Source organism: Lactobacillus isalae (assembly GCF_947539375.1).
In the GTDB taxonomy this organism is placed as follows: domain Bacteria; phylum Bacillota; class Bacilli; order Lactobacillales; family Lactobacillaceae; genus Lactobacillus; species Lactobacillus isalae.
Genome location: NZ_OX443569.1, coordinates 919,275 through 939,846, shown reverse-complemented (window position 1 = coordinate 939,846; position 20,572 = coordinate 919,275). Strand labels below are relative to the sequence as shown.

The window sequence follows — 20,572 nt, the reverse complement described above, 5'->3', positions numbered from 1 at the left end:
AATGTGTCACCGTAGTTCTTCAAAATTTGAACATTATATTACTTTGAAACGAGATAAATACATAAGAAAATATTTGTTGGAAAATTATGGAGATATAGTGGAGAAATATTTTAATGAATAAAATAAAGAAATCCCCAATTTTTGTATTATGGTATCAAGGTGAAAAGAATGCGCCTCCATTAGTAAAAATGTGTATACAGAGTATGCGAAGGAATTCTAATGGGCATAAAGTAGTTGTGCTCGATCGAGAAAATTTATCTGATTGGGTGGATTATGATCCAATCGTTAAAGAAAAATTTTTAAGTAAAAAATTTTCAATACAATTAGAGTCAGATTATATCAGATTAAATATTTTAAAAAAGCATTCGGCTTTATGGTTAGATTCTACGATTTTTGTATCAAAACCTATCCCAGATGACGTGTTTTCTATGGATTTTTTTGCGGTTATAAGAAAAGAAGCACAAAAGAAAGATATAACAAATAAATTGTCTCCTTTTTTACTAGGAAGAAATAGCAGTGATAGAAGTAAAAAAGTATTTAGTTTTGCCTTCGATTTAATGGAGACTTATATAAAGAATGAAGATGATCTGATTAATTATCTGTTAATTGAAAATATTTTAAATATTGCTATTGAAAAGGAAACATGGTTAAACGATTTAGTGAATGAGCAATTGTTTAAAAATAAACAGGATATATTAGGGCTGGTAAAATTACTGAATGATCCGATGTCAGCAAAAGTAAATAAGTTTTTATATAAAAATTTATTTAATAAACTTAACTTTCATCAAAATTACGATTTATTAACTTCTGATGGTCAAGAAACTGTATATTCATATTTACTCAATAATAAGGAAAAATTAAATGAATAAAGTAAGTGTTATTATCCCCATGTATAATTCCGATGAATCTATTAGAAGATTATTGAATGAATTAAGTGAGCAAACGTATCAAAATTCTGAATATATTATAGTGGATGATGGGTCTAAAGATGAGAGCTATTTAATTGTAAAAAAATATATTGAAGAAACCCATGATAATCGATTTGAATTATATCATCAAGAAAATAAAGGAGTTAGTTCTGCAAGAAACCTTGGACTGCAACATGCTAGTGGAGAATATTTAATATTTATTGATGCAGATGATAAAATTGAAAAACTTTTTATTGAAAAATATGTTAATAAAATAAAATCCACTAAATCTGATATAGCAATCTTTCCTATTAATGTAATTTCATCATTATCTTCAGATAAAGCTGAATCCGTGATTAATAATTGTCTAGTAGACGAAAATGATATAACTGCCAAAGAACTTTTAAACAAAATACTTGCCGGATATATTAATACATATCTTTTTGGTTTTATTTTTAAACGTTCTTTATGGAAAAATGTTTTATTTGATGAGGGAATATCCTATAAGGAGGATTATCTCAGTATTTGTACGATCTTATTTAATAATTGGAATTGCAAAATTGTTAGAGATAGCAATGCATACTATTGGTATTGTGATAATCAATCGGGATTATCTGGTAAATATACTGAAAAAAGAGTAATGGATGGATTAACTGTTTCTAGAAAGATATTAAACAGAATAAGATTAATTCAATTTCCTAATTATGGTTTAGCTGTTTATTCCAATTTAGTATCTGATCTAGAAGCAATTAATTTTGGAATAAATAGCAATAACAAAAGAATATATATTAAGTATTCTAAAGAGTATTTAAAGATGCTGAAATATGCTAGTTTTCCAAATATTAAAATGAAAGTTAAACGTATTTTACAAGGAATCCTTTTGCGAGCCCATGTATATAAAGTAGTTTATAAAAAAATGAAGAGTGTAAAAAATGAAAATAACATATAAAAATATATATGCATTTAGCATATACCTAGTTTTTTTTCTTAATCTGGGATTTTTAAATCTTTTTGGAGCATTTGATAGAAAAAGTTTTTTGTTCTCCATTATTATTTCTATAGTTACTTTTTTTATTTATCTTAGTCAACCAAATAAAAAGAATGTGCATTATCCTATGATTAACATATATGTAGTGCTAGCTATAGTGATTTTTTTTATTCAACTAATTAGAATTAGAGCACTTAATTTCACAAGAATGTCTTTAGGTAGCGCATTTATAACTTTTGGGGGAGTTTTATTATTATTATTAATTTTTCCGTTATATGAGTTAAATATCAGTGAAAATACAAAATTTTTAAAAAATATTGTATTTTTAGGATGTAGTGCATTAGGATTAAGGACTATTTTGTGGCTTTTGTTTAATTTTGCAAGCATTAATTTAGCACCAGCTTTTTTTGCCGGAAAAGAAACATGGGGACGGTTAATATTTGGAAAGTATTTAACGAGATTAACTGGAACTTTTCTGGATGGTTTTATGTTTGTGTATTTTGTTATAAATTTTTTTAAAACAAAGTCTAGCAATAAGTTTTTGTTCTTTATTGGAATTTTATACTTGTTTATCTATTCGATGATTATTTATCAGTCTAGATTTCAAATGTTAACTTATATAATTGTTTTCACTATTATGGCGTTTATTTTAACAAATTCAGTTAAAAATAAATTCTTTATAATTTCATTTTTAGTGCTACTTATTATGTTTTGTTTTAGTTTCTTAACTAATTTCTTTAGTACTTTTTCTGTTAATTCAGTAGAATATGGTGGTTCTACACAAGCTCGTTTGGATGGCATACAATATCTTTTTAATGAATGGAAAGAAATAAGCACCTGGTTAGGTTTTGGTTTTAGGTATGATGATGAAACTAAATATAGGTGGACGGTATTTTATTTAAGTGACTATGGAATCTTGGCTAATTTATTTCAATTAGGAATAATTGGATTTGTAGTATATTTAATTCCTTTTTTTAGTGGAATTATTACCAGTTTTAGATCAAGACAAAATACATTGTTGATGGCTTTTACAATTTTCCTATGTATTTATAGTTGTTCGATTAATCCGTACTTGATGCAGCAAATAACAATTTTGCCATTATTTGTAGGATTTATCTTGTGTGGGAAGAGTAAGGAAAGGAAATTAGGGATTAATGGATAAAGTATCAATAATTGTTCCTGTATATAATGTAGAAAATTATTTAAATCAATGTATAACCTCTATTGTCCATCAAACATATAGAAATTTAGAAATAATATTAATTGATGACGGATCACCTGATACTTGTCCTCAATTATGTGATGAGTGGGCAAAAAGAGATGATAGAGTAAAAGTAATCCATAAACAAAATGGAGGTTTATCGGATGCGCGCAATGTTGGATTAAGTGAAGCAACTGGAAAGTATATTCTGTTTGTTGATTCTGATGACTGGATTTCATTGAATATGGTTTCAAATTTAGTCCAAATAATGGAAAATGAAAATGCAGATATGAGTATTTGTCAATTTGCAAATGTTTTTCCAGATGGAAGAATAGAAGCTAATTCCTTATTTGAAAAATCAAAAATGGTTTTGAATAGAAAAGCTGCATTTAATTTGCTTATTGAAGATACATCTCTTACAAATCATGTATGGCGGAAAATGTATAAACGTGAACTTATTAGTAAAAGTGTTTTTCCAAAAGGAAAAAACTTTGAAGATATTTATGCAATGCCATCACTTTTAGAGAAATGCAAGAGAATAGTATGTATAAATAAAGTAGAATATTTCTATCGGCAAAATGATGAGGGAATTATTCAAAATAAATCCTTATCGAATTATAAAGATCAAATTGATGCCTTAGAATTCGCAAAAAATAAAATAATTTCTATTGAGCCAAGACTACAAGAAAAGGTTTATAGTTATCAAATAGTTAAATTAATTGGAATTTTACGCGAGCTTGTTAAAAGTAGAAGTAATGACTTATTAAAGCTAAAAGAAATTGTAGAGAATAATATTTTATCCATTCCGATTTCAACATATAAAGATATACCAGGGAAAAAAAATAAATTAATCTATTTGTTTTTAAAACGATCTGATAAGATTTCTTTATTATATAATGCCGGTAATAAGTTAAAGAAAATATATCGCCCAATAAAGAATAAAAAACAAAGTAATAAAGATAAAAAAGAATTACTTCAAAAAATTACTCAAAATAATCGGCCGAAGTTTTATATAATAGGAACGCCAGAATATGGTAATTTAGGTGACCAGGCGTTAATGTTTGGAGAGTTTGAGTTTATCAATAAATATTTTCCTAATTATACAATCATTCCTATTCCACAGCGCCAATTATATATGGTAGAAAAAGTAAAAAATTATATAACCAAAGAAGATATTGTTGCACTTCAAGCCGGAGGAAATATCGGTACTCTTTATCCAGGGATTCATAAGGTTCAGGAAGATGCAATCTTTAAATTAAGAGACAAAAATTTAATAATATTTCCTCAAACTTTTTTCTATGAAAACTCGGAACAAGGGAAAAAGAGTTTAGAAAATACATATGAAGTCTATAAAAGGTGTAAAAATTTAACAGTTTTTGTAAGAGACGATAAGTCGTTAGAGTTATTACATAAATACATGCCAAAAGTAGACGCATATCTAGTACCTGATATGGTATTGATGTTAGGCTTTAATGGAACCATGTATGATAAGGATAATACTCAACGAGAAGGAGCTCTTATTTTACTTAGACATGATAGTGAGCAAACGTTAATATGGGAAGAACAAAATAAAATTTTCACAAAACTTGAAGAAAAATTTAATACTGTATTAGAATCTGATATGCATATGTATCATGATTTTGAATCTGTTTCTGATGCTAAGGAAAGTGTAAAAAGACAGCTACAGTTGGTTCGTCAATCTGAACTTGTGGTAACTGATCGCTTACATGGTATGATTTTTGCGTATCTTACAAATACCCCTTGCATCGTTTTAAAAAGTAAAAGTCCCAAAATATTAGGTGTATACCAATGGATAAAAAATAGAAAAAATATATGTTTAATAGATAAAATTGAGGATATGGATCAAAAATTAGAAGTAGTAGAAAAACAATCTTCTGATAACAATAACAAAATAGAAGAAAGATTTTCCGAAATTGCAAAAATTATTAAGGAAAAGGGATTAAATGGCGTCAAGAACAACTAATTCGATAAAAAATATTATTTTTAGTTTAGCTTTTCAATTGGTTACGCTTATATTAAGTTTTGTTAATCGAACTATATTTATATGGATACTAGGTGTTAATTATTTAGGTATTTCTGGTTTGTTCAGCGATATTTTATCAATGTTATCATTAGCTGATCTAGGTTTTGGTGTTGCGTTAACTTACAGTATGTATGATCCGTTAGCAAAACATGACTATGAGCGCTTAGCAGGTTTGATTAATCTGTATAAAAAAGTTTATAGAATTATCGCATTGGCAGTTACTGTTATAGGGGTAGCCTTGGTACCTTTTTTAAAATATTTAATCCATTTAGATAAGCCAATTCCACATATAACATTGTATTATCTTTTATTCTTAGCTAATACAGTTGCGTCTTATTTGGTCGTATATAAGACTTCAATTTTAACAGCTGATCAAAAAGAATATAAATTAAATAAGTATAGAAGTATTTTCAGTATATTACAAACTACTTTTATGACTATATTCTTGTGGTTGACGCATAATTATACTGTTTATTTATGTGTTCAAGTAGCATTTACGTATATGCAAAATTTTTATTGTTCTTATGTAGCAGAAAAAGAGTATCCTTTTATTAAAAAGAAGGTTGAATTACCTTTTAAAGATGTAAAAGAGATCTTTAAAAACTTGTATTCGGTGTTTTTATATAAAATTTCAGGTGTATTATTAAATGCAACAGATAATACATTGATTTCTGTATTAATAGGGACTAGTGTAGTTGGTATATATTCAAACTATTCTTTAATTATTACTAGAGCTACAAATTTAATTAATACAGTTTTTTATTCTTTAACGGCTAGTTTAGGAAACTTAGTGGTTAAAGAAAATGCTGAAAGAAGATTTAAAGTATTCCAAATGATGCAGTCTATGAGTGTCATTTTATCAACGATTTGTGTTTGTGGATTTACCTTTTTAATTCAAGATTTTATTAGATTATGGCTTGGAAATAAATATGTGTTGAGTAATGAAGTCTTGATTGCAATTATTATTAATTTCTATTTAGGAATAATTCTTTTACCAATTTGGGTATATAGAGAAGCAACAGGACTTTATCAACAAACTAAATATGTCATGGTATTAACAGCAATTATAAATTTAGGTTTGTCGATCGTCATGGGAAGAACTATTGGATTGGCAGGTATTCTTTTTGCTTCTGCTATTGCTCGATTAACTACTTATTTTTGGTTTGAACCAGTTCTACTGTTTAAGGAATATTTCGGAATATCAAGTTGGGTATATTTTAAAGGAATAATTAAAAGTTTGATTTTTACACTTGGTTTAATGCTTGCAGAATTGTTGTCTGCTAATCGTTACTATCCTACTACTTGGATACAGTTTTTCTTTAAAGTAGTAATGATTGGAGGCATGACAGTAATTTTAGTTTTAATGTTTTACTTTAATAGTCCGGGCTTAGAACTGATTAAAGAAAAATTTAGAAAAAATCGGTAAGGATGGATAAAAGATGAAACATTTTTTAACAGACAAAGAAAGAAAAAAAGTTCAAGAATATGAAATTACGATTTTAGAACAATTTGACAAAATATGTAAACAGTATAATTTGAATTATACTGTTGCGGCAGGCACAATGATTGGGGCCGTTAGACATAAAGGATTTATTCCATGGGATGATGATATAGATGTCTATATGCTAAGAAAAGACTTCAATAAATTACGTGAAATTGCTCCTAAAGAATTACCTAAAAATATGTTTTATCAATCGCATCATACTGATTCGGAATATTATTATTTATTTGATAAAATTCGATTAAATGGAACTATTTTTAAAGAAACTTTTCTTTCTAACCATAATATTAATCATGGTGTATTTATTGATGTATTTCCAATCGATGCTATTTCCGATAATGCATTTAAAAGTAATTGGCAATATTTTCGCTATCGATTTTACAGATTAGGTTTAATGGCAAAGTATGTTAATTTAGATGCTAGAAAAGGAAAAAAGAAAAAAGTGGTTCAAATTTTGCAGAAATTATATGCTTTTGCAGATATAAATAATTTGTATGACAAGTGTGAAAGAATTGCAAATGAGAGCCTAAAATTAGAAGGATCTACTAAATTTGTGAGAAATTTGAACAGTTTAGGTAGTGATGGGAAAAAGGAAACATATTCTACGAATTCTTTTAAAAATTTTCATCCTACTCAGTTTGAAAATTCAAATTTTGCAATCTCAGATAATTTTGATGAAATGTTAACAAAATTATATGGTGACTATATGCAGTTGCCACCCGCTGAAGATAGAAAAACAAGACATGATCTTAAAGAATTAAAATTATAATTGTAGAAAACGTATTATTGCTTTAATGATAGTAAATAATGCGTTTTTTTATAAAATATAGAATGAAATAAATTTACTCTGAGTTATAATAAGATAGTAATTTTAAGGAGGAAAAAGCAAATGAATAAAAGGTTGAGAAGAAGTATATTCTTATCATCAGTTTTATTAGGATTAGGTGTTAATGTAATTGTAACTACTAATGTAAAGGCAGATACTGTTGGTAATAGTAATGAGACACAAGTAGTTGCAAAAGAAAAACAAAATGGGTCTGATATATCAGTAAGTACTAATAAAGATTTGAAGCAAACACAAGGTGTAACACAAATAAATAGTGATAAAAACCATGTTAATAGTACATCTCTGAACACAGAGAGTTTAAAAAGTTCTGATGATCAAGTAAACTTGAAACAGACACAAAATAAGAAAGCACAAACTAATACAGTTACTTTTAATGTGAAACAGGCACAAGATCCAGTTGTAGCATCTGTTAATACGAAATCTTTAAGGGCAAGTGCATACAGTGTTCAAGAAGGTTGGAGAAGAAACTCTGATGGAGATTGGGTTTACACTTTATCAAATGGACAGGTAGCTAGAAAAGAATATAGTAATTCATGGCAACATTTATCTGATAGTACGGGAAATCATTGGTTTTACGTGAATGAATATGGTGTGCCATATATGAATACATGGATCACAGATAGTAATAATGATACATATTATATGAATAATATAGGTCATATTGACTACAACAAGGGATGGAGAAGAAATTCCGATGGAGATTGGGTATTTGTTCATTCTAATGGAAAGGTAGCCAAGAAGCATTATCAAGATTCATGGGATAGATTACCAGATAGTACAGGCTGGCATTGGTTCTATTTAAATGAATATGGTGTCCCATATATGAATACATGGATCACAGATAGTAATAATGATACATATTATATGAATAATATGGGTCATATTGACTACAACAAGGGATGGAGAAGAAATTCCGATGGAGATTGGGTATTTGTTCATTCTAATGGAAAGGTAGCCAAGAAGCATTATCAAGATTCATGGGATAGATTACCAGATAGTACAGGCTGGCATTGGTTCTATTTAAATGAATATGGTGTCCCATATATGAATACATGGATCACAGATAGTAATAATGATACATATTATATGAATAATATGGGTCATATTGACTACAACAAAGGTTGGAGAAGAAATTCTGATGGAGATTGGGTATTTGTTCATTCTGATGGAAAGGTAGCCAAGAAGCATTATCAAGATTCATGGCAATTATTGCCAGATAGTACAGGCTGGCATTGGTTCTATTTAAATGAATATGGCGTCCCATATATGAATACATGGATCACAGATAGTAATAATGATACATATTATATGAATAATATGGGTCATATTGACTACAACAAAGGTTGGAGAAGAAATTCTGATGGAGATTGGGTATTTGTTCATTCTGATGGAAAGGTAGCCAAGAAGCATTATCAAGATTCATGGCAATTATTGCCAGATAGTACAGGCTGGCATTGGTTCTATTTAAATGAATATGGCGTCCCATATATGAATACATGGATCACAGATAGTAATAATGATACATATTATATGAATAATATGGGTCATATTGACTATAACAAGGGATGGAGAAGAAATTCTGATGGAGATTGGGTATTTGTTCATTCTGATGGAAAGGTAGCCAAGAAGCATTATCAAGATTCATGGCAATTATTACCAGATAGTACAGGCTGGCATTGGTTCTATTTAAATGAATATGGTGTGCCATATACTAATACATGGATTACAGATGAAAAGGGTAGATCATATTATATGAACAGTATGGGATATATTGCTTAGCGTAAATGCAATTAATGATATAAATGTGATTAAATTTAGAGTTAAACAGCTATCGTATAGTTGTTTAACTCTTTTTTTATAATCGTAAAGTAATTATTTGATATTGGTTTGAATAAAATGTTTATATGATATACTTATAGTGTTCAGCAAAAATAAAAAGGAATAAAATATGAACACAAAAGAAATTGAAGTATTAAGAACAATAAAACCAGGTATTAGCCAAAGAGATTTAGCTAAAAAGCTTAATATCTCACTTGGAAAAGTTAATCAGATAATTAGTGAATTAAAAGGGCAAAAATTTATAGACCAAAATAACAATATTACTACTAAGGCCAAAGTATATTTTGAGTCTCATCATCCAAAAAATGCGATTATTCTTGCAGCAGGATATGGGATGAGAATGGTGCCTATTAATACTGAGGAACCAAAAGGGTTGCTGGAAGTTAAAGGTGAAACTTTAATTGAACGCATGATTAAACAATTACATGAAGTGGGAATTAAAAATATTGAAATTGTAGTCGGCTTCATGAAGGAACATTATGAATTTTTAATTGATAAATATAATGTCAATTTAGTTGTTAATTCTCATTATAAGGATTGGAATAATATCTACTCTTTATTTTTAGTTAATAATGCTATATCCAATACTTATGTTCTCCCTTGTGATGTATGGTTTAAAACTAATCCATTTTCTACGGTTGAAGATAAATCGTGGTATTTATTTGGGGAAGAAATAGTAACGGGATCGGATTGGCAAGTTAAAAATAATGGTAAGGTGCGTTTTAAGGCATCAAATGGAAATAAAATGATTGGTCTTGCATATATAAATAGTACGCATGGAAAAATTGTTTCAAAAAGACTAGAAGAAATGATTAAAAAGGAGCATCGTACTTCTTTCTGGGAAGATGTTTTAGAGGATAAAAAAACGTTCTTGCTAAATGGTAAAGTTATTTCTGATGATTCACATGCTGAAATTAATTCTTATGAACAATTGCTAGACTTAGATTCAAGATCAACTCATTTAAAAAATGACGCAATTGAGATTATCGAACAAGTTTTAAAGGTAAATAAAAAAGATATTCATAATATTCATACTTTAAAAAAAGGAATGACAAATAGATCGTTCATTTTTACAGTTAATAATAAAAGGTATATTATGCGGATTCCTGGTGAAGGAACAGATAAGCTGATCGATCGAAAAGAAGAGTATGATGTTTACCAAAAAGTGAAAACAGAGCCATATACTGAAAAAATATTATATTTAAATCCAGATAATGGATACAAAATATCTGAATTTCTAGAAAATACTAGAAATAGCGATGCAAATAATTTTCAAGATGTTAAAAATAGTATGAATGTCTTACGACAATTTCATAAGCAAAACTATCAAGTTAATCATACTTTTGGCATTTGGAAGCAGATAGATTTTTATGAAAGTCTTAGAAGTACAGATTCAGCTTATCGAGATTATTCAGAAACGAAGGACAATGTTCTCAAGCTAAAAAAATTTATTGAAGATAATGTTGATAGATGGTCTTTATGTCATATAGATGCCAATTCAGATAACTTCTTGATTGATCAGAACGAAAATGTATTTCTTATCGATTGGGAATATGCTGGTATGCAGGATCCTGATTTGGATATTGCAATGTATGCCATTTATGCTGGCTATAATAAAGACGAAATCGATGAACTAATAGATATTTACTATGAAAATAAATGTAAAGATAATATTAGACATAAAATTTATGCTTATGTTGCTGTAGGAGGACTACTGTGGAGTAACTGGTGTGAATATAAGCAATCATTAGGACTAGATTTTGGTGAATATTCAATCGCACAATATCGTTATGCAAAAGAGTATAGTAAATTAGTTTTAAAGTATTTGGAGAAGAAGAATGACTAAATTAGATAATGCAATAATAATGGCAGCCGGTTTAGGAACCAGAATGAGACCTTTAACTAATGAGACGCCTAAACCCTTAGTAAAGGTAAATGGAACTAGAATGATCGAAAGTATTATTCAGGCGTTGCATCGGAAAAATATAAATGATATTACAATCGTAACGGGATATTTAGCAGATAAGTTTGATTTTTTACCCAAAAAGTATGCTGGTGTTAAGCTAATTAATAATCCATATTTTAACAAGTATAATAATATTTCTTCTCTATATGTGGCTAGAAAAGAGTTAAAAAATACAATCATTTTAGATGGTGATCAATTAATCTATAATCCAGAAATTTTAAGTGCTGATTTTGAAAAATCAGGTTATGCAGGAAGTTTAATTAATGAATGGTCAGATGAATGGATAATGCATACTGATAACAAAGGTAGAGTTATATCTTGTGATCGAGATGGTGGCGACCATGGTTGGCGGCTATACAGTGTTTCTAAATGGAATGCTAACGATAGTGCTATACTAGGAGAACTTGTAGAAAAGGAATTTGAAAATAAAAACTATGATATTTATTGGGATGACGTTCCAATGTTTATCTATGCTGATAAGTTTAACCTTTCTGTACATAAAATAAATAAAGAAGATATTGTTGAAATTGATAGTATTGAAGAATTAGCTGATATAGATTCTTCATATAAAAGATATGTAAAGTAAGATGAAGAAAAAAATTTCTAAAATAGATCTTTCGTTGATCTCTATTCCTCTATTATCGGTTTTATTTTTAAGTTGTATATTTCTTATTTTCCCCAATGAATCAAAAAGTTTCTTAGTAAATATTCGTTCGGAAATTAATAAATATTTCTCTGGTTATTATCTTTGGGTAGGAATTCTATTTTTATTAAGTACGTTGGTCTTAGCTTTTTTACCATTAGGAAATATAAAAATAGGAAAGGAAAGCGATAAGCCAATTTATCCACCTCTTAAATGGGGGATGATGATTTTTACCTCTACAATGTCAGCGGATGTCATTTTTTATTCCTTGTGTGAGTGGATGATGTATATTGGAGAGCCGACTATTCAAAGCAAAAATAATCCATTTGAGTGGTCGTTGACGTATTCATTATTTCACTGGGGTCCGATTGCATGGTCATTTTATATTATGCTGGCAGTTGCATTTGGATATATGCTTTATGTATCGCAAAATAAAAAGCAAAAATTTTCTGAAGCTTGTCGACCAATATTTGGAAAAGCGATTGATGGTCTTGTAGGTAAGATTATTGATTTAATTGCAATTTTTTCTTTAGTTGCTGCTACAGCCACTACTTTTTCAATGTCACTTCCTTTATTAGCTCAAGTTGCGAAAACTTTGTTTCATATAGGAACTGTACAAGGTTGGTCTTTAATTTTAATGGCAGTGATAGTAATAATTTATTTATCGGTCTCTTTACTTGGCTTAAAAGCAATGAGCCGTTTTTCAGTAATAGCTTTCTCTATGTTTGGACTTTTATTATTATATGTCTTACTTGTAGGAGGTGGAGTGAGTTCTGACTTCTTGGCAGGCGGAGCTGCAATAAGAAATTTAACTACTAATTTTATTTCTTTAGCACTGCCAAATAAAATTAATAGTTTTACTCAAAATTGGACTGTATACTATTGGTCCTATTGGATTGTTTGGTGTGTTGCTACTCCATTTTTTATTGGAAGTATCAGTAAAGGGAAAAAAATTCGTGAAATTATTCTAGGTGCATATTTTTGGGGATTGAGTGGCACTTTCTTATCCTTTATTATTTTGAGTAATTTTGGGATTAGAGAACAAATTCGAGGAATTATCAATGTTACAGCTTTATTAAGCAAAGACGTTTCTTATCCGGTAATCATAACTACTCTTTTTAAAACTTTACCTCATTATGAATGGGGATTAATTATTCTTAGTGGGGCAATGATAGGATTATACTGTACGGTTTTTGATTCTATAACTATGGTCATTTCCAAATACTCATACAAGAATTTACTTGTAGAAGAAACTCCAAGTAAAAAAATGAGAGCATTTTGGGCAATTGCTTTTAGTATTTTTCCTTTAGTACTGATTCTGACTGGGGAGTCTGTTTATAATATTCAATCAGTGGCGATTATTGCTGCACTACCAACTAGTATAGTTATGATTTTAATTGTAATTAGTTTTTATAAGAGTTTGCTTGGGCGGAAGAAAGATTGAGTAAAAATATTGGATATTTAATGAAATATTATGTTTAAAGTCTACTTGTAAGTGATTGAATTCTGTGCAAAAATTAAGATGTATTTTTTATGGAAAAATATAAGTATAGAAAGTGATCTAACAATGCATAATCATAAAAAATTGAATATTGGCCTATCATCTTTAGTTTTAGGAGCACTCTTTTTAGAATTTAGCGTTTCACAAGTTAAGGCAGATGATGTCAAAACTGGTTCTCCTTATAACGAACAAGTTAATTCTAAGATAATTAATCAAAATGGAACTTCTAAAAATAATGTAATAGTTCAAAACTCAGTGGCTACTTCTAAATACCAGAATTCTTTAGTATCGTCTGCTGGTACTAGTACTCAAAATAATTTAAATGGGAAATTACTAGAAAGTAAGGAAACAAAAACTGAAGAAAATGGAGTCCAACATTCAAATAGTACTAAGCATCATCAATCAGCTCCAGTAACTATGTCGTTGTATTCAGTTAATAAAGATAGTGCAAATAAGTGGAGATATAACTCTAATATCAAAACATGGAGTTATATAAAAAGTGATGGTACAGATGCCAATCAAGAATGGATAAAGACCAAATATAATCAATGGTATTATTTTGATCAAAATGGAAATATGGCTACGAATGGCTGGTTTTCTACTAGTTCGAAAAAAGAAAATAATGGGGAAAAGTACTATTTTGATAAAGATGGTCATTATTTAACCAATCATTGGACATATGATCCTTATGGCAAAACATGGAGTTATGCAAAAAAAGATGGTGTACAGGCCAATGATGAATGGGTAAAGAGTAAATATAATGAATGGTATTATTTTGACTTTAACGGAAATATGGTGACAAATAGTTGGTTTGATACCGATGGAAAATTATATTATTTTGATCAGAATGGTCACTATTTAACCAATCATTGGGTATATAGCTCTGATGAGAATATTTGGCGTTATGCAAAAAAAGATGGTACACAAGCAACTGAAGAATGGTTAAAAATGCCAGATGGTCATTGGTATTATTTTGATGTTAGCGGAATTATGGCAGCTAATGGATGGGAATCAATTTCCACGGGAGAGAATGATTCCAAATATTATTATTTTGATCAAAATGGTCACTATTTAATAAACCATTGGGCTTATGATAAATATGAGAAAACTTGGAGCTATGCAAAAAAGGATGGAACTCAAGCATTAGAAGAATGGGTAAAAGGAGCCAATGGAGCCAGATATTATATTAACGATAATGGGGTTATGGTAACAAATAGCTGGTATGATACACCTTCAGAAGGTGAATATTACTTTGATAAAGATGGTCATCCAGTAAATCTTCATTTAGCCACTGAATTTGATCAAAATGGTGCCCCTATAACCAATCATTGGATTTATGATTCAAATAATCATCTCTGGGGTTACACCAATTCAGATGGTACTCCAGCATTAGAAGAGTGGGTAAAATCATCAGATAACCAATGGTATTATTTTAATAACGCCGGAGTTATGGTGACAAATGGTTGGTATAATACTCAGTTAAAAGATGGTAACTGGAAGAAATATTACTTTGACAAGAATGGTCACTATTTAATAGATCATTGGGTATATGACTCATACGGTAAAACTTGGAGCTATGCAAAGCATGATGGAACCCAAGCACTAGCAGAATGGGTAAAGACACCTAACGGGCGCTGGTATTATTTTGATAATATTGGGATGATGCCAACAAATGTGCTTTTAGACACTCATCTAAAGAATGACGTCTGGAAACCGTATTACTTCGATAAAGATGGTAATTATATGACTAATGCATGGGCTTATGATTCTGCTGATAAGATGTGGATTTATACGAAAAATGATGGTATACCTGCAGTACAAGAATGGTTAAAAAACAATGACGGTCAATGGTATTACTTTACGGCTTCAGAGGCTATGGCAGCAAACGGTTGGTTTAGAACTCGTTGTGTAAATGATTATTGGAAAACATATTATTTTGATAAAAATGGCCATTATTTAGCAAATCATTGGGCTTACGATGCTGATAATAAAACTTGGAGCTACGCGAAAAATGATGGTACAAGAGCAACAGAAGAATGGGTAAAGACATCAAGTGGCCAATGGTATTATTTCGATAAGAATGGAAATATGGCAAAAGATGGTTATTACGACACTTATGTAGGAAACGGTAAGTGGAAAAAATACTACTTTGATAGGGATGGACATTACTATCAAATCTAATAGATAAATATGTTAATGAGAAATTAAGGGCTCTTTTGCAAATCCTGTTGATGGATAGTTTTAAGAAGGAATTAAGCAGCTAAGAAATAGCTGTTTGATTCCTTTTCTTTTATAATATTTTCTTCGAGTCTAATTCTAATTAATAAATGTTTAAAATTTCTATAGCCATAAGCAGTACGCTCAATTTGTTTAATTTTACGGTTAACTCCTTCAAGACAGCCATTAGAATAAGTTGAGACAATACCATTTAGGACACCAGAATAATTACGTTTAAAAGTTAATAGAGTTTGATGCATTTGTTTACCGACAGTTTGTTTTGAATGAGGTAGATGGATAACTTTCTTTTCATCGTTATTCTGAATGACAACCATAAAGTCTTGCATAACCCAATATGTATTTTCGATATCTTTGTTGCAGTCTAAGCCGTCTAAGACAACATGTTCCTGAGTGAGATAGCCTTTAAGGTACTTTATCTACTACATGAGATAAGATTTCTGAGAATATTGAAAAATAATATTTATGGCTTTATGCATGATATCTTTTTAAAGTTTGAATTCATCAAATACTGAATATTCCGCTATATGATCAGCACTATCATAGAATTTTGAGGATCTAGAGTTTAATATATTGTGAACGATATATTATATATTGGGACCAATGCTAGATATTGAGCAATCTTCCGTAAGAGAAAAAAAGCAATTTGGGTTTAGAAATAAGATTAGTAGAATGATAACAAGAAGTCTGAGTATATTTAGTAATAAATATGTTGTGATACCTACTGTTAATATTCTCATTTAAAATAATTAGAAAAAATAATCTTCGGGTCTTCAATATCAAGTTGAAATTTAATACAATTATTAAAAGAGAATGTAAGTAATCATCTGTATGATGTAGAGAGGAATCAGAAAATTTAATGCAGTGAGGCTTATGGCCTCTATTTTTATTCTAATAAAGAAGTTAGATTGACGTTAAATGTATTTATTAGTATAATCGTGGCTTTATAGATTATAGTAGTTGCAAGTGGTTATTTAAAATGATAACTAGTACCATCAATTAAGCAATAAAAAATTTTTTGATAACGTAGTAAACATAGAAATCGCAGCTACTATAATCGGCGAATTATTAGTCTTATCAAGAGATTAAATTTATTAATAGTATGGTTATACCATTTAGAATATAAAAGAAAGTAGAATTTTGTGGGCTATACTAATGTTATATAGTAGTTAATTGGAGCGATATACTGTGTCAAGGAGTTATAATGATGAGGATCCAAGTAAGTAAGATTTCTAAAGGAACTTTTTATAATGACGATATCATTTATTAGACATCTCAACTAGACAAGAAATTTAGTAATTATCTAAAAGTTGAGTCAAAAGAAATAAGTAATAGAAAATTGCTGACTGTTGATTTGGCGCTTAAAATGAAGCATTTGAATTAATTCAAATGGTGAGTTAGAGATTACAGGTTCTTCAAAGATTATATAGGAAGGGATAGTTAAAACTGCAATAAGATTTATTTGTATAATGAAGCTAAATTATCAATAATGTTACTTTATACTACTTAGTAAAATATCAAATAGTAGTTTTCGTGTGACACTACTATGTTTTAGATGTTTTTCAGTTGAAGAATTCTTTAATAAAGGAAAAATATAAGGATAATTTATACTCAAAGAGAATTAATAGGAACTATTTAATATTTGTATTTTAAATTAATTAAAAGGATAGAGGTGATTTCAAGTGGATATCTTATTAAATCGCGTCTTTACTGCAAAAGAATTAGATTCTTTAGTGAAATATAAATCGATGAAATATGTCGAAAAAGCAACTGAAAGATACGGGATAACATCTAAGGATTTAGCTACACAGATAAAGGATATATATGCTTATTTAGGAAATCACCATAGGAATGAATATTTCTATAAAAATCAGTTACTTAATAATATTGTGTTAGGTAGACATAGCCCAAATACAACCAGTGCTTTGAGAGAAGTGCCAGTTGCAAATTCAATAGCTGATTTCCTTGTTATGAATGGAAAAGCACAAGTTTATGAAATAAAAACAGAATTGGATACTTTGCAGAGATTGAATAGACAAATAGACGATTATTACAAAGCTTTTTCATATGTTAATGTAATTACTGATAAAAAATACGTTAATAAAATTAAAAAAATTGTAAATCAAGATGTTGGAATATTTACTCTTACTAATAGAAATCAAATCCATATAGAGAGAAAACCTCAATTACATAGTCAGAATTTGGACAGCAAAGTTTTGTTTAAATTATTAAGAAAACCTGAGTTCGAAAAAATTAATAAAGAAAAGTTTGGAGAACTTCCTAAAGTGGGTGCATCAAAATATTATGATGCTAATTATCGCTTATTCTCAACGTTGTCAGTGAGTGAACAACAGAAGAGTGTTACGTTCGCATTGAAACAACGAAATTTAAATAGGTTCAAAGGAAAAGCAACGTTATTAAAAGAATGTCCAAAAGAATTGAGAGAACTTATTTATTTTTCTAAACTCAAAGATCAGCAAATAGAAACTTTAATAAATATTTTAAAAATGAAAGAGGGATAAATATGTATTTCCCATATTTAAGAGGAAAATTGTACGAATTAGTAGCAATTAGAGAATTGATTCAAAAAAATTTAATTCAATCTAGTTATATATCACCAATTATTGAACCGGTTAGAGATAATGGGACGTTTAATAGTTTAATTAAGGTTTCTAATGAGAATAAATATGTCCTAAATATAATTAGTAATCCACAAGTGGGTGAATACAGTGATTTAGATAAATTAAAAAGTATAATAGACAGTAATGAATATTTAAGAAACAGTGTAATTGTTTTAGAGAATCAAAAAAATGGTTTTAATAAAGGTGATCTTTTATTTTATACATCACCGGTTAAAGGACTAGATTGTGATGATATTCAAACTATAAATGTTACTCCGTATGATTTAGATTACAACGCTATAATAAGACCAGAGCAGCCTAGAGTTGTATTTACGGATTCTTTTGACAAAAAGGATAGAAATGCTGACTATTTAAAATATCCGGATGTAAATTTTTCTAATTATCATAAATTATATAAGAGTGCAGGTTTTTATGGATATGGTGATTATTCAATAATTGGTGAAGACTATTCGGATTCGGGATTTGCACCTTTTGCTGTTGCAATTCATATAGTATATTTTGATGATAATAATGCACTTCGTTTGAAACATTTTGTATCAAAAAGTAATGATGATATGTATAATCCGGCTAATAAGTTACATGAAGCATTAGAAGAAATGAATAGATGGTATTCTTCTGCAGATTTTGATAAGGATAAAAATGATTCGGTAGGTTTACAAGAACTTGAAAATTTATATTTGCATGATAAATATTCAGGGTTAGGTTATCTAAAAAAACTTGAATTAATGCATCATTTTGAAATAATGAATCGCTACTTGATGAAAAAGGAATAACAAAATGAAAATATGTGCTAATTGTTTCAAAGATACAGATTTGAGAATGCGGATATTAAGTTTAAAGAATCTAAAAAAATGTGATATTCATAATAGGCGAGAATATATTTTTGATACGGATGATGATACTGTTAGTATAAAAGTCGATATGGGGCGTTTAGTTAATCTTTATGATACTACATCTAGTATAGATAACAGTAGTTTAACGGGTAAGACCTTGATTGATCGAATTCAAAATGATTGGCAAATATTTTCAACTAATATAAATGAGAATCAGATACGTACAGTGCTAGTTGAATTGTTAAAAGATTCGTTTGATAAAGATGATCCAATATACAAAAGTCCATTAGTTATTCCTGATTTATACAATAATCAATTTAAAGAAGATTATTCTATCATAAAAAATAAAGATTGGAATAGTTTTAAAGAAAATATTTTACATGGAAATCGTTTCTTTAATTCAGACCTAGATAAAGAATTATTGACTAATATAATGAAATATTCTGTTGAAGAGCTACAGAAGAATTCTTTATTGTTCAGAGCGAGAATTGTTGATAGCTTTGACGATATTAGGGAAGAAAAGGATATGCTTATCCCTCCTAAAAAAATATTGGATAGTAGGGATGGTAGGATGAATCCAAGAGGAGTAGGGATGCTCTATCTAGCCAGTAAGAAAAATATAGCTATTAGAGAAGTAAGATCTTCTTTTAACGATAAAGTTGTGATAGCCCCAATCGAAATAGTGAAAAATATTAAAGTGGTTGATTTGACTAGAATTGCAAAATTATCACCTTTTAACATGTTAGATACTATTTATCCTAAAGTATATCAATTAAATAAGGAAACTATAAATACTATTGTAGAAGAATTGGAGACACCTATAAGAACTAACCATAAAAGTTTAGATTATCTTCCAACTCAATATTTAAGTGCGATTGCACAATTGAATTTTGAGGGTATAAAGTATAGTAGTACAATGGTTGACCGTGATCCAAATAATTTTAATGTTGTGTTATTTGATAAACAAATTGAAAGTAAAGTTAAAGTTAGAAAAAATGATAGGGAAGAATTAAAAATTAAAATGGTAAGATATAATACTTATCCAGAATTAGTAAATTAATCTTAACCCTAGCGTATTTAATAATAGATGAAGTGCTATAAAGTAAGCACCGAAAATTTAAAAAAGTAGTCTAGGATATCAAGATCGTTGCTAGGCTGCTTTATTTTTTGTCTTCTTTAACATTATATTCTCTGTGAATTCACTAGGATAAATATTTTATTGCAATAATAAGATTGTTGTTTAGACAGACATTTTCTTTGAGTAAAGAATTAGATTGCTTCTTTCTTCTAGACATTCTTTATAAAAAATGAAACAGTCTCGTAGTCCAATTGTAGTAGCGAATAATAGATTATTTTCTCTTTTTTCAACAGCGTTTAATTTTTGGCGGTAACATAGTATTAGTAAATTTTAATTTAGAAGGACA

Annotated in this window: 14 protein-coding genes and 1 pseudogene; 14 read left to right on the top strand and 1 reads right to left on the bottom strand. The window is 28.9% G+C overall.

The genetic code is table 11. The annotated features are described in order from the left end of the window. The first annotated feature begins 113 nt into the window (after positions 1-113). The 11 genes from QM512_RS04490 to QM512_RS04440 all read left to right on the top strand — a co-directional run bounded on the left by QM512_RS04490 (position 114) and on the right by QM512_RS04440 (position 15,619). A complete protein-coding gene (locus QM512_RS04490; protein WP_282806318.1) occupies positions 114-869 on the top strand; it encodes a capsular polysaccharide synthesis protein in 756 nt (251 codons plus the stop codon). Next, entirely contained in the window at positions 862-1,857 is a 996-nt protein-coding gene (locus tag QM512_RS04485; RefSeq protein ID WP_282806317.1) for a glycosyltransferase family 2 protein, read from the top strand. Before QM512_RS04490 ends, QM512_RS04485 begins: the two co-directional genes overlap by 8 nt. Continuing rightward, entirely contained in the window at positions 1,841-3,058 is a 1,218-nt protein-coding gene (locus QM512_RS04480; RefSeq protein WP_282806316.1) for a hypothetical protein, read from the top strand. Before QM512_RS04485 ends, QM512_RS04480 begins: the two co-directional genes overlap by 17 nt. After that, positions 3,051-5,081: a glycosyltransferase gene (locus QM512_RS04475; RefSeq protein WP_282806315.1), complete on the top strand. Its 2,031-nt coding sequence runs from the start codon at positions 3,051-3,053 to the stop codon at positions 5,079-5,081. Before QM512_RS04480 ends, QM512_RS04475 begins: the two co-directional genes overlap by 8 nt. Further along, positions 5,062-6,567, top strand: a complete 1,506-nt coding sequence (locus tag QM512_RS04470; protein ID WP_282806314.1) for a lipopolysaccharide biosynthesis protein — start codon at positions 5,062-5,064, stop codon at positions 6,565-6,567. Before QM512_RS04475 ends, QM512_RS04470 begins: the two co-directional genes overlap by 20 nt. A 13-nt stretch (positions 6,568-6,580) precedes the next feature. Then, positions 6,581-7,411, top strand: coding sequence for a LicD family protein (locus QM512_RS04465; RefSeq protein ID WP_282806313.1), 831 nt, complete (start codon positions 6,581-6,583; stop codon positions 7,409-7,411). Positions 7,412-7,531: 120 nt separating this feature from the next. Beyond that, positions 7,532-9,268, top strand: a complete 1,737-nt coding sequence (locus QM512_RS04460; protein ID WP_282806312.1) for a hypothetical protein — start codon at positions 7,532-7,534, stop codon at positions 9,266-9,268. A gap of 169 nt (positions 9,269-9,437) precedes the next feature. Continuing rightward, a complete protein-coding gene (locus tag QM512_RS04455) occupies positions 9,438-11,174 on the top strand; it encodes a phosphotransferase (protein ID WP_282806311.1) in 1,737 nt (578 codons plus the stop codon). Next, on the top strand, positions 11,167-11,880 hold the full coding sequence (locus tag QM512_RS04450) for a sugar phosphate nucleotidyltransferase (RefSeq protein WP_282806310.1): 714 nt from the start codon (positions 11,167-11,169) through the stop codon (positions 11,878-11,880). The genes QM512_RS04455 and QM512_RS04450 overlap by 8 nt, the downstream gene beginning before the upstream one ends. A gap of 1 nt (position 11,881) precedes the next feature. Next, positions 11,882-13,381, top strand: coding sequence for a BCCT family transporter (locus QM512_RS04445; RefSeq protein WP_282806309.1), 1,500 nt, complete (start codon positions 11,882-11,884; stop codon positions 13,379-13,381). A gap of 123 nt (positions 13,382-13,504) precedes the next feature. Further along, complete coding sequence (locus tag QM512_RS04440; protein WP_282806308.1) at positions 13,505-15,619, top strand: hypothetical protein; 2,115 nt, start codon at positions 13,505-13,507, stop codon at positions 15,617-15,619. A gap of 71 nt (positions 15,620-15,690) precedes the next feature. Here QM512_RS04440 and QM512_RS04435 read toward each other — a convergent pair. Beyond that, positions 15,691-16,086: pseudogene (locus tag QM512_RS04435) on the bottom strand (transposase); the annotation flags it as partial. Positions 16,087-17,355: 1,269 nt separating this feature from the next. Here QM512_RS04435 and QM512_RS04430 point away from each other — a divergent pair. Genes QM512_RS04430 through QM512_RS04420 form a run of 3 tightly spaced genes read left to right on the top strand, consistent with a single transcriptional unit; the run spans position 17,356 to position 20,208 of the window. Further along, positions 17,356-18,195, top strand: coding sequence for a sce7726 family protein (locus QM512_RS04430; RefSeq protein WP_282806307.1), 840 nt, complete (start codon positions 17,356-17,358; stop codon positions 18,193-18,195). 2 nt (positions 18,196-18,197) lie between these two features. Then, positions 18,198-19,088, top strand: coding sequence for a sce7725 family protein (locus tag QM512_RS04425; protein WP_282806306.1), 891 nt, complete (start codon positions 18,198-18,200; stop codon positions 19,086-19,088). 4 nt (positions 19,089-19,092) lie between these two features. Beyond that, positions 19,093-20,208: an RES family NAD+ phosphorylase gene (locus QM512_RS04420; RefSeq protein WP_282806305.1), complete on the top strand. Its 1,116-nt coding sequence runs from the start codon at positions 19,093-19,095 to the stop codon at positions 20,206-20,208. The last annotated feature ends 364 nt before the right edge of the window (positions 20,209-20,572 follow it).

Coding starts and splice junctions, on each gene's coding strand:
- QM512_RS04490 (WP_282806318.1), top strand. CDS start 114: ATGAATAAAATAAAGAAATCCCCAATTTTTGTATTATGGTATCAAGGT.
- QM512_RS04485 (WP_282806317.1), top strand. CDS start 862: ATGAATAAAGTAAGTGTTATTATCCCCATGTATAATTCCGATGAATCT.
- QM512_RS04480 (WP_282806316.1), top strand. CDS start 1,841: ATGAAAATAACATATAAAAATATATATGCATTTAGCATATACCTAGTT.
- QM512_RS04475 (WP_282806315.1), top strand. CDS start 3,051: ATGGATAAAGTATCAATAATTGTTCCTGTATATAATGTAGAAAATTAT.
- QM512_RS04470 (WP_282806314.1), top strand. CDS start 5,062: ATGGCGTCAAGAACAACTAATTCGATAAAAAATATTATTTTTAGTTTA.
- QM512_RS04465 (WP_282806313.1), top strand. CDS start 6,581: ATGAAACATTTTTTAACAGACAAAGAAAGAAAAAAAGTTCAAGAATAT.
- QM512_RS04460 (WP_282806312.1), top strand. CDS start 7,532: ATGAATAAAAGGTTGAGAAGAAGTATATTCTTATCATCAGTTTTATTA.
- QM512_RS04455 (WP_282806311.1), top strand. CDS start 9,438: ATGAACACAAAAGAAATTGAAGTATTAAGAACAATAAAACCAGGTATT.
- QM512_RS04450 (WP_282806310.1), top strand. CDS start 11,167: ATGACTAAATTAGATAATGCAATAATAATGGCAGCCGGTTTAGGAACC.
- QM512_RS04445 (WP_282806309.1), top strand. CDS start 11,882: ATGAAGAAAAAAATTTCTAAAATAGATCTTTCGTTGATCTCTATTCCT.
- QM512_RS04440 (WP_282806308.1), top strand. CDS start 13,505: ATGCATAATCATAAAAAATTGAATATTGGCCTATCATCTTTAGTTTTA.
- QM512_RS04425 (WP_282806306.1), top strand. CDS start 18,198: ATGTATTTCCCATATTTAAGAGGAAAATTGTACGAATTAGTAGCAATT.
- QM512_RS04420 (WP_282806305.1), top strand. CDS start 19,093: ATGAAAATATGTGCTAATTGTTTCAAAGATACAGATTTGAGAATGCGG.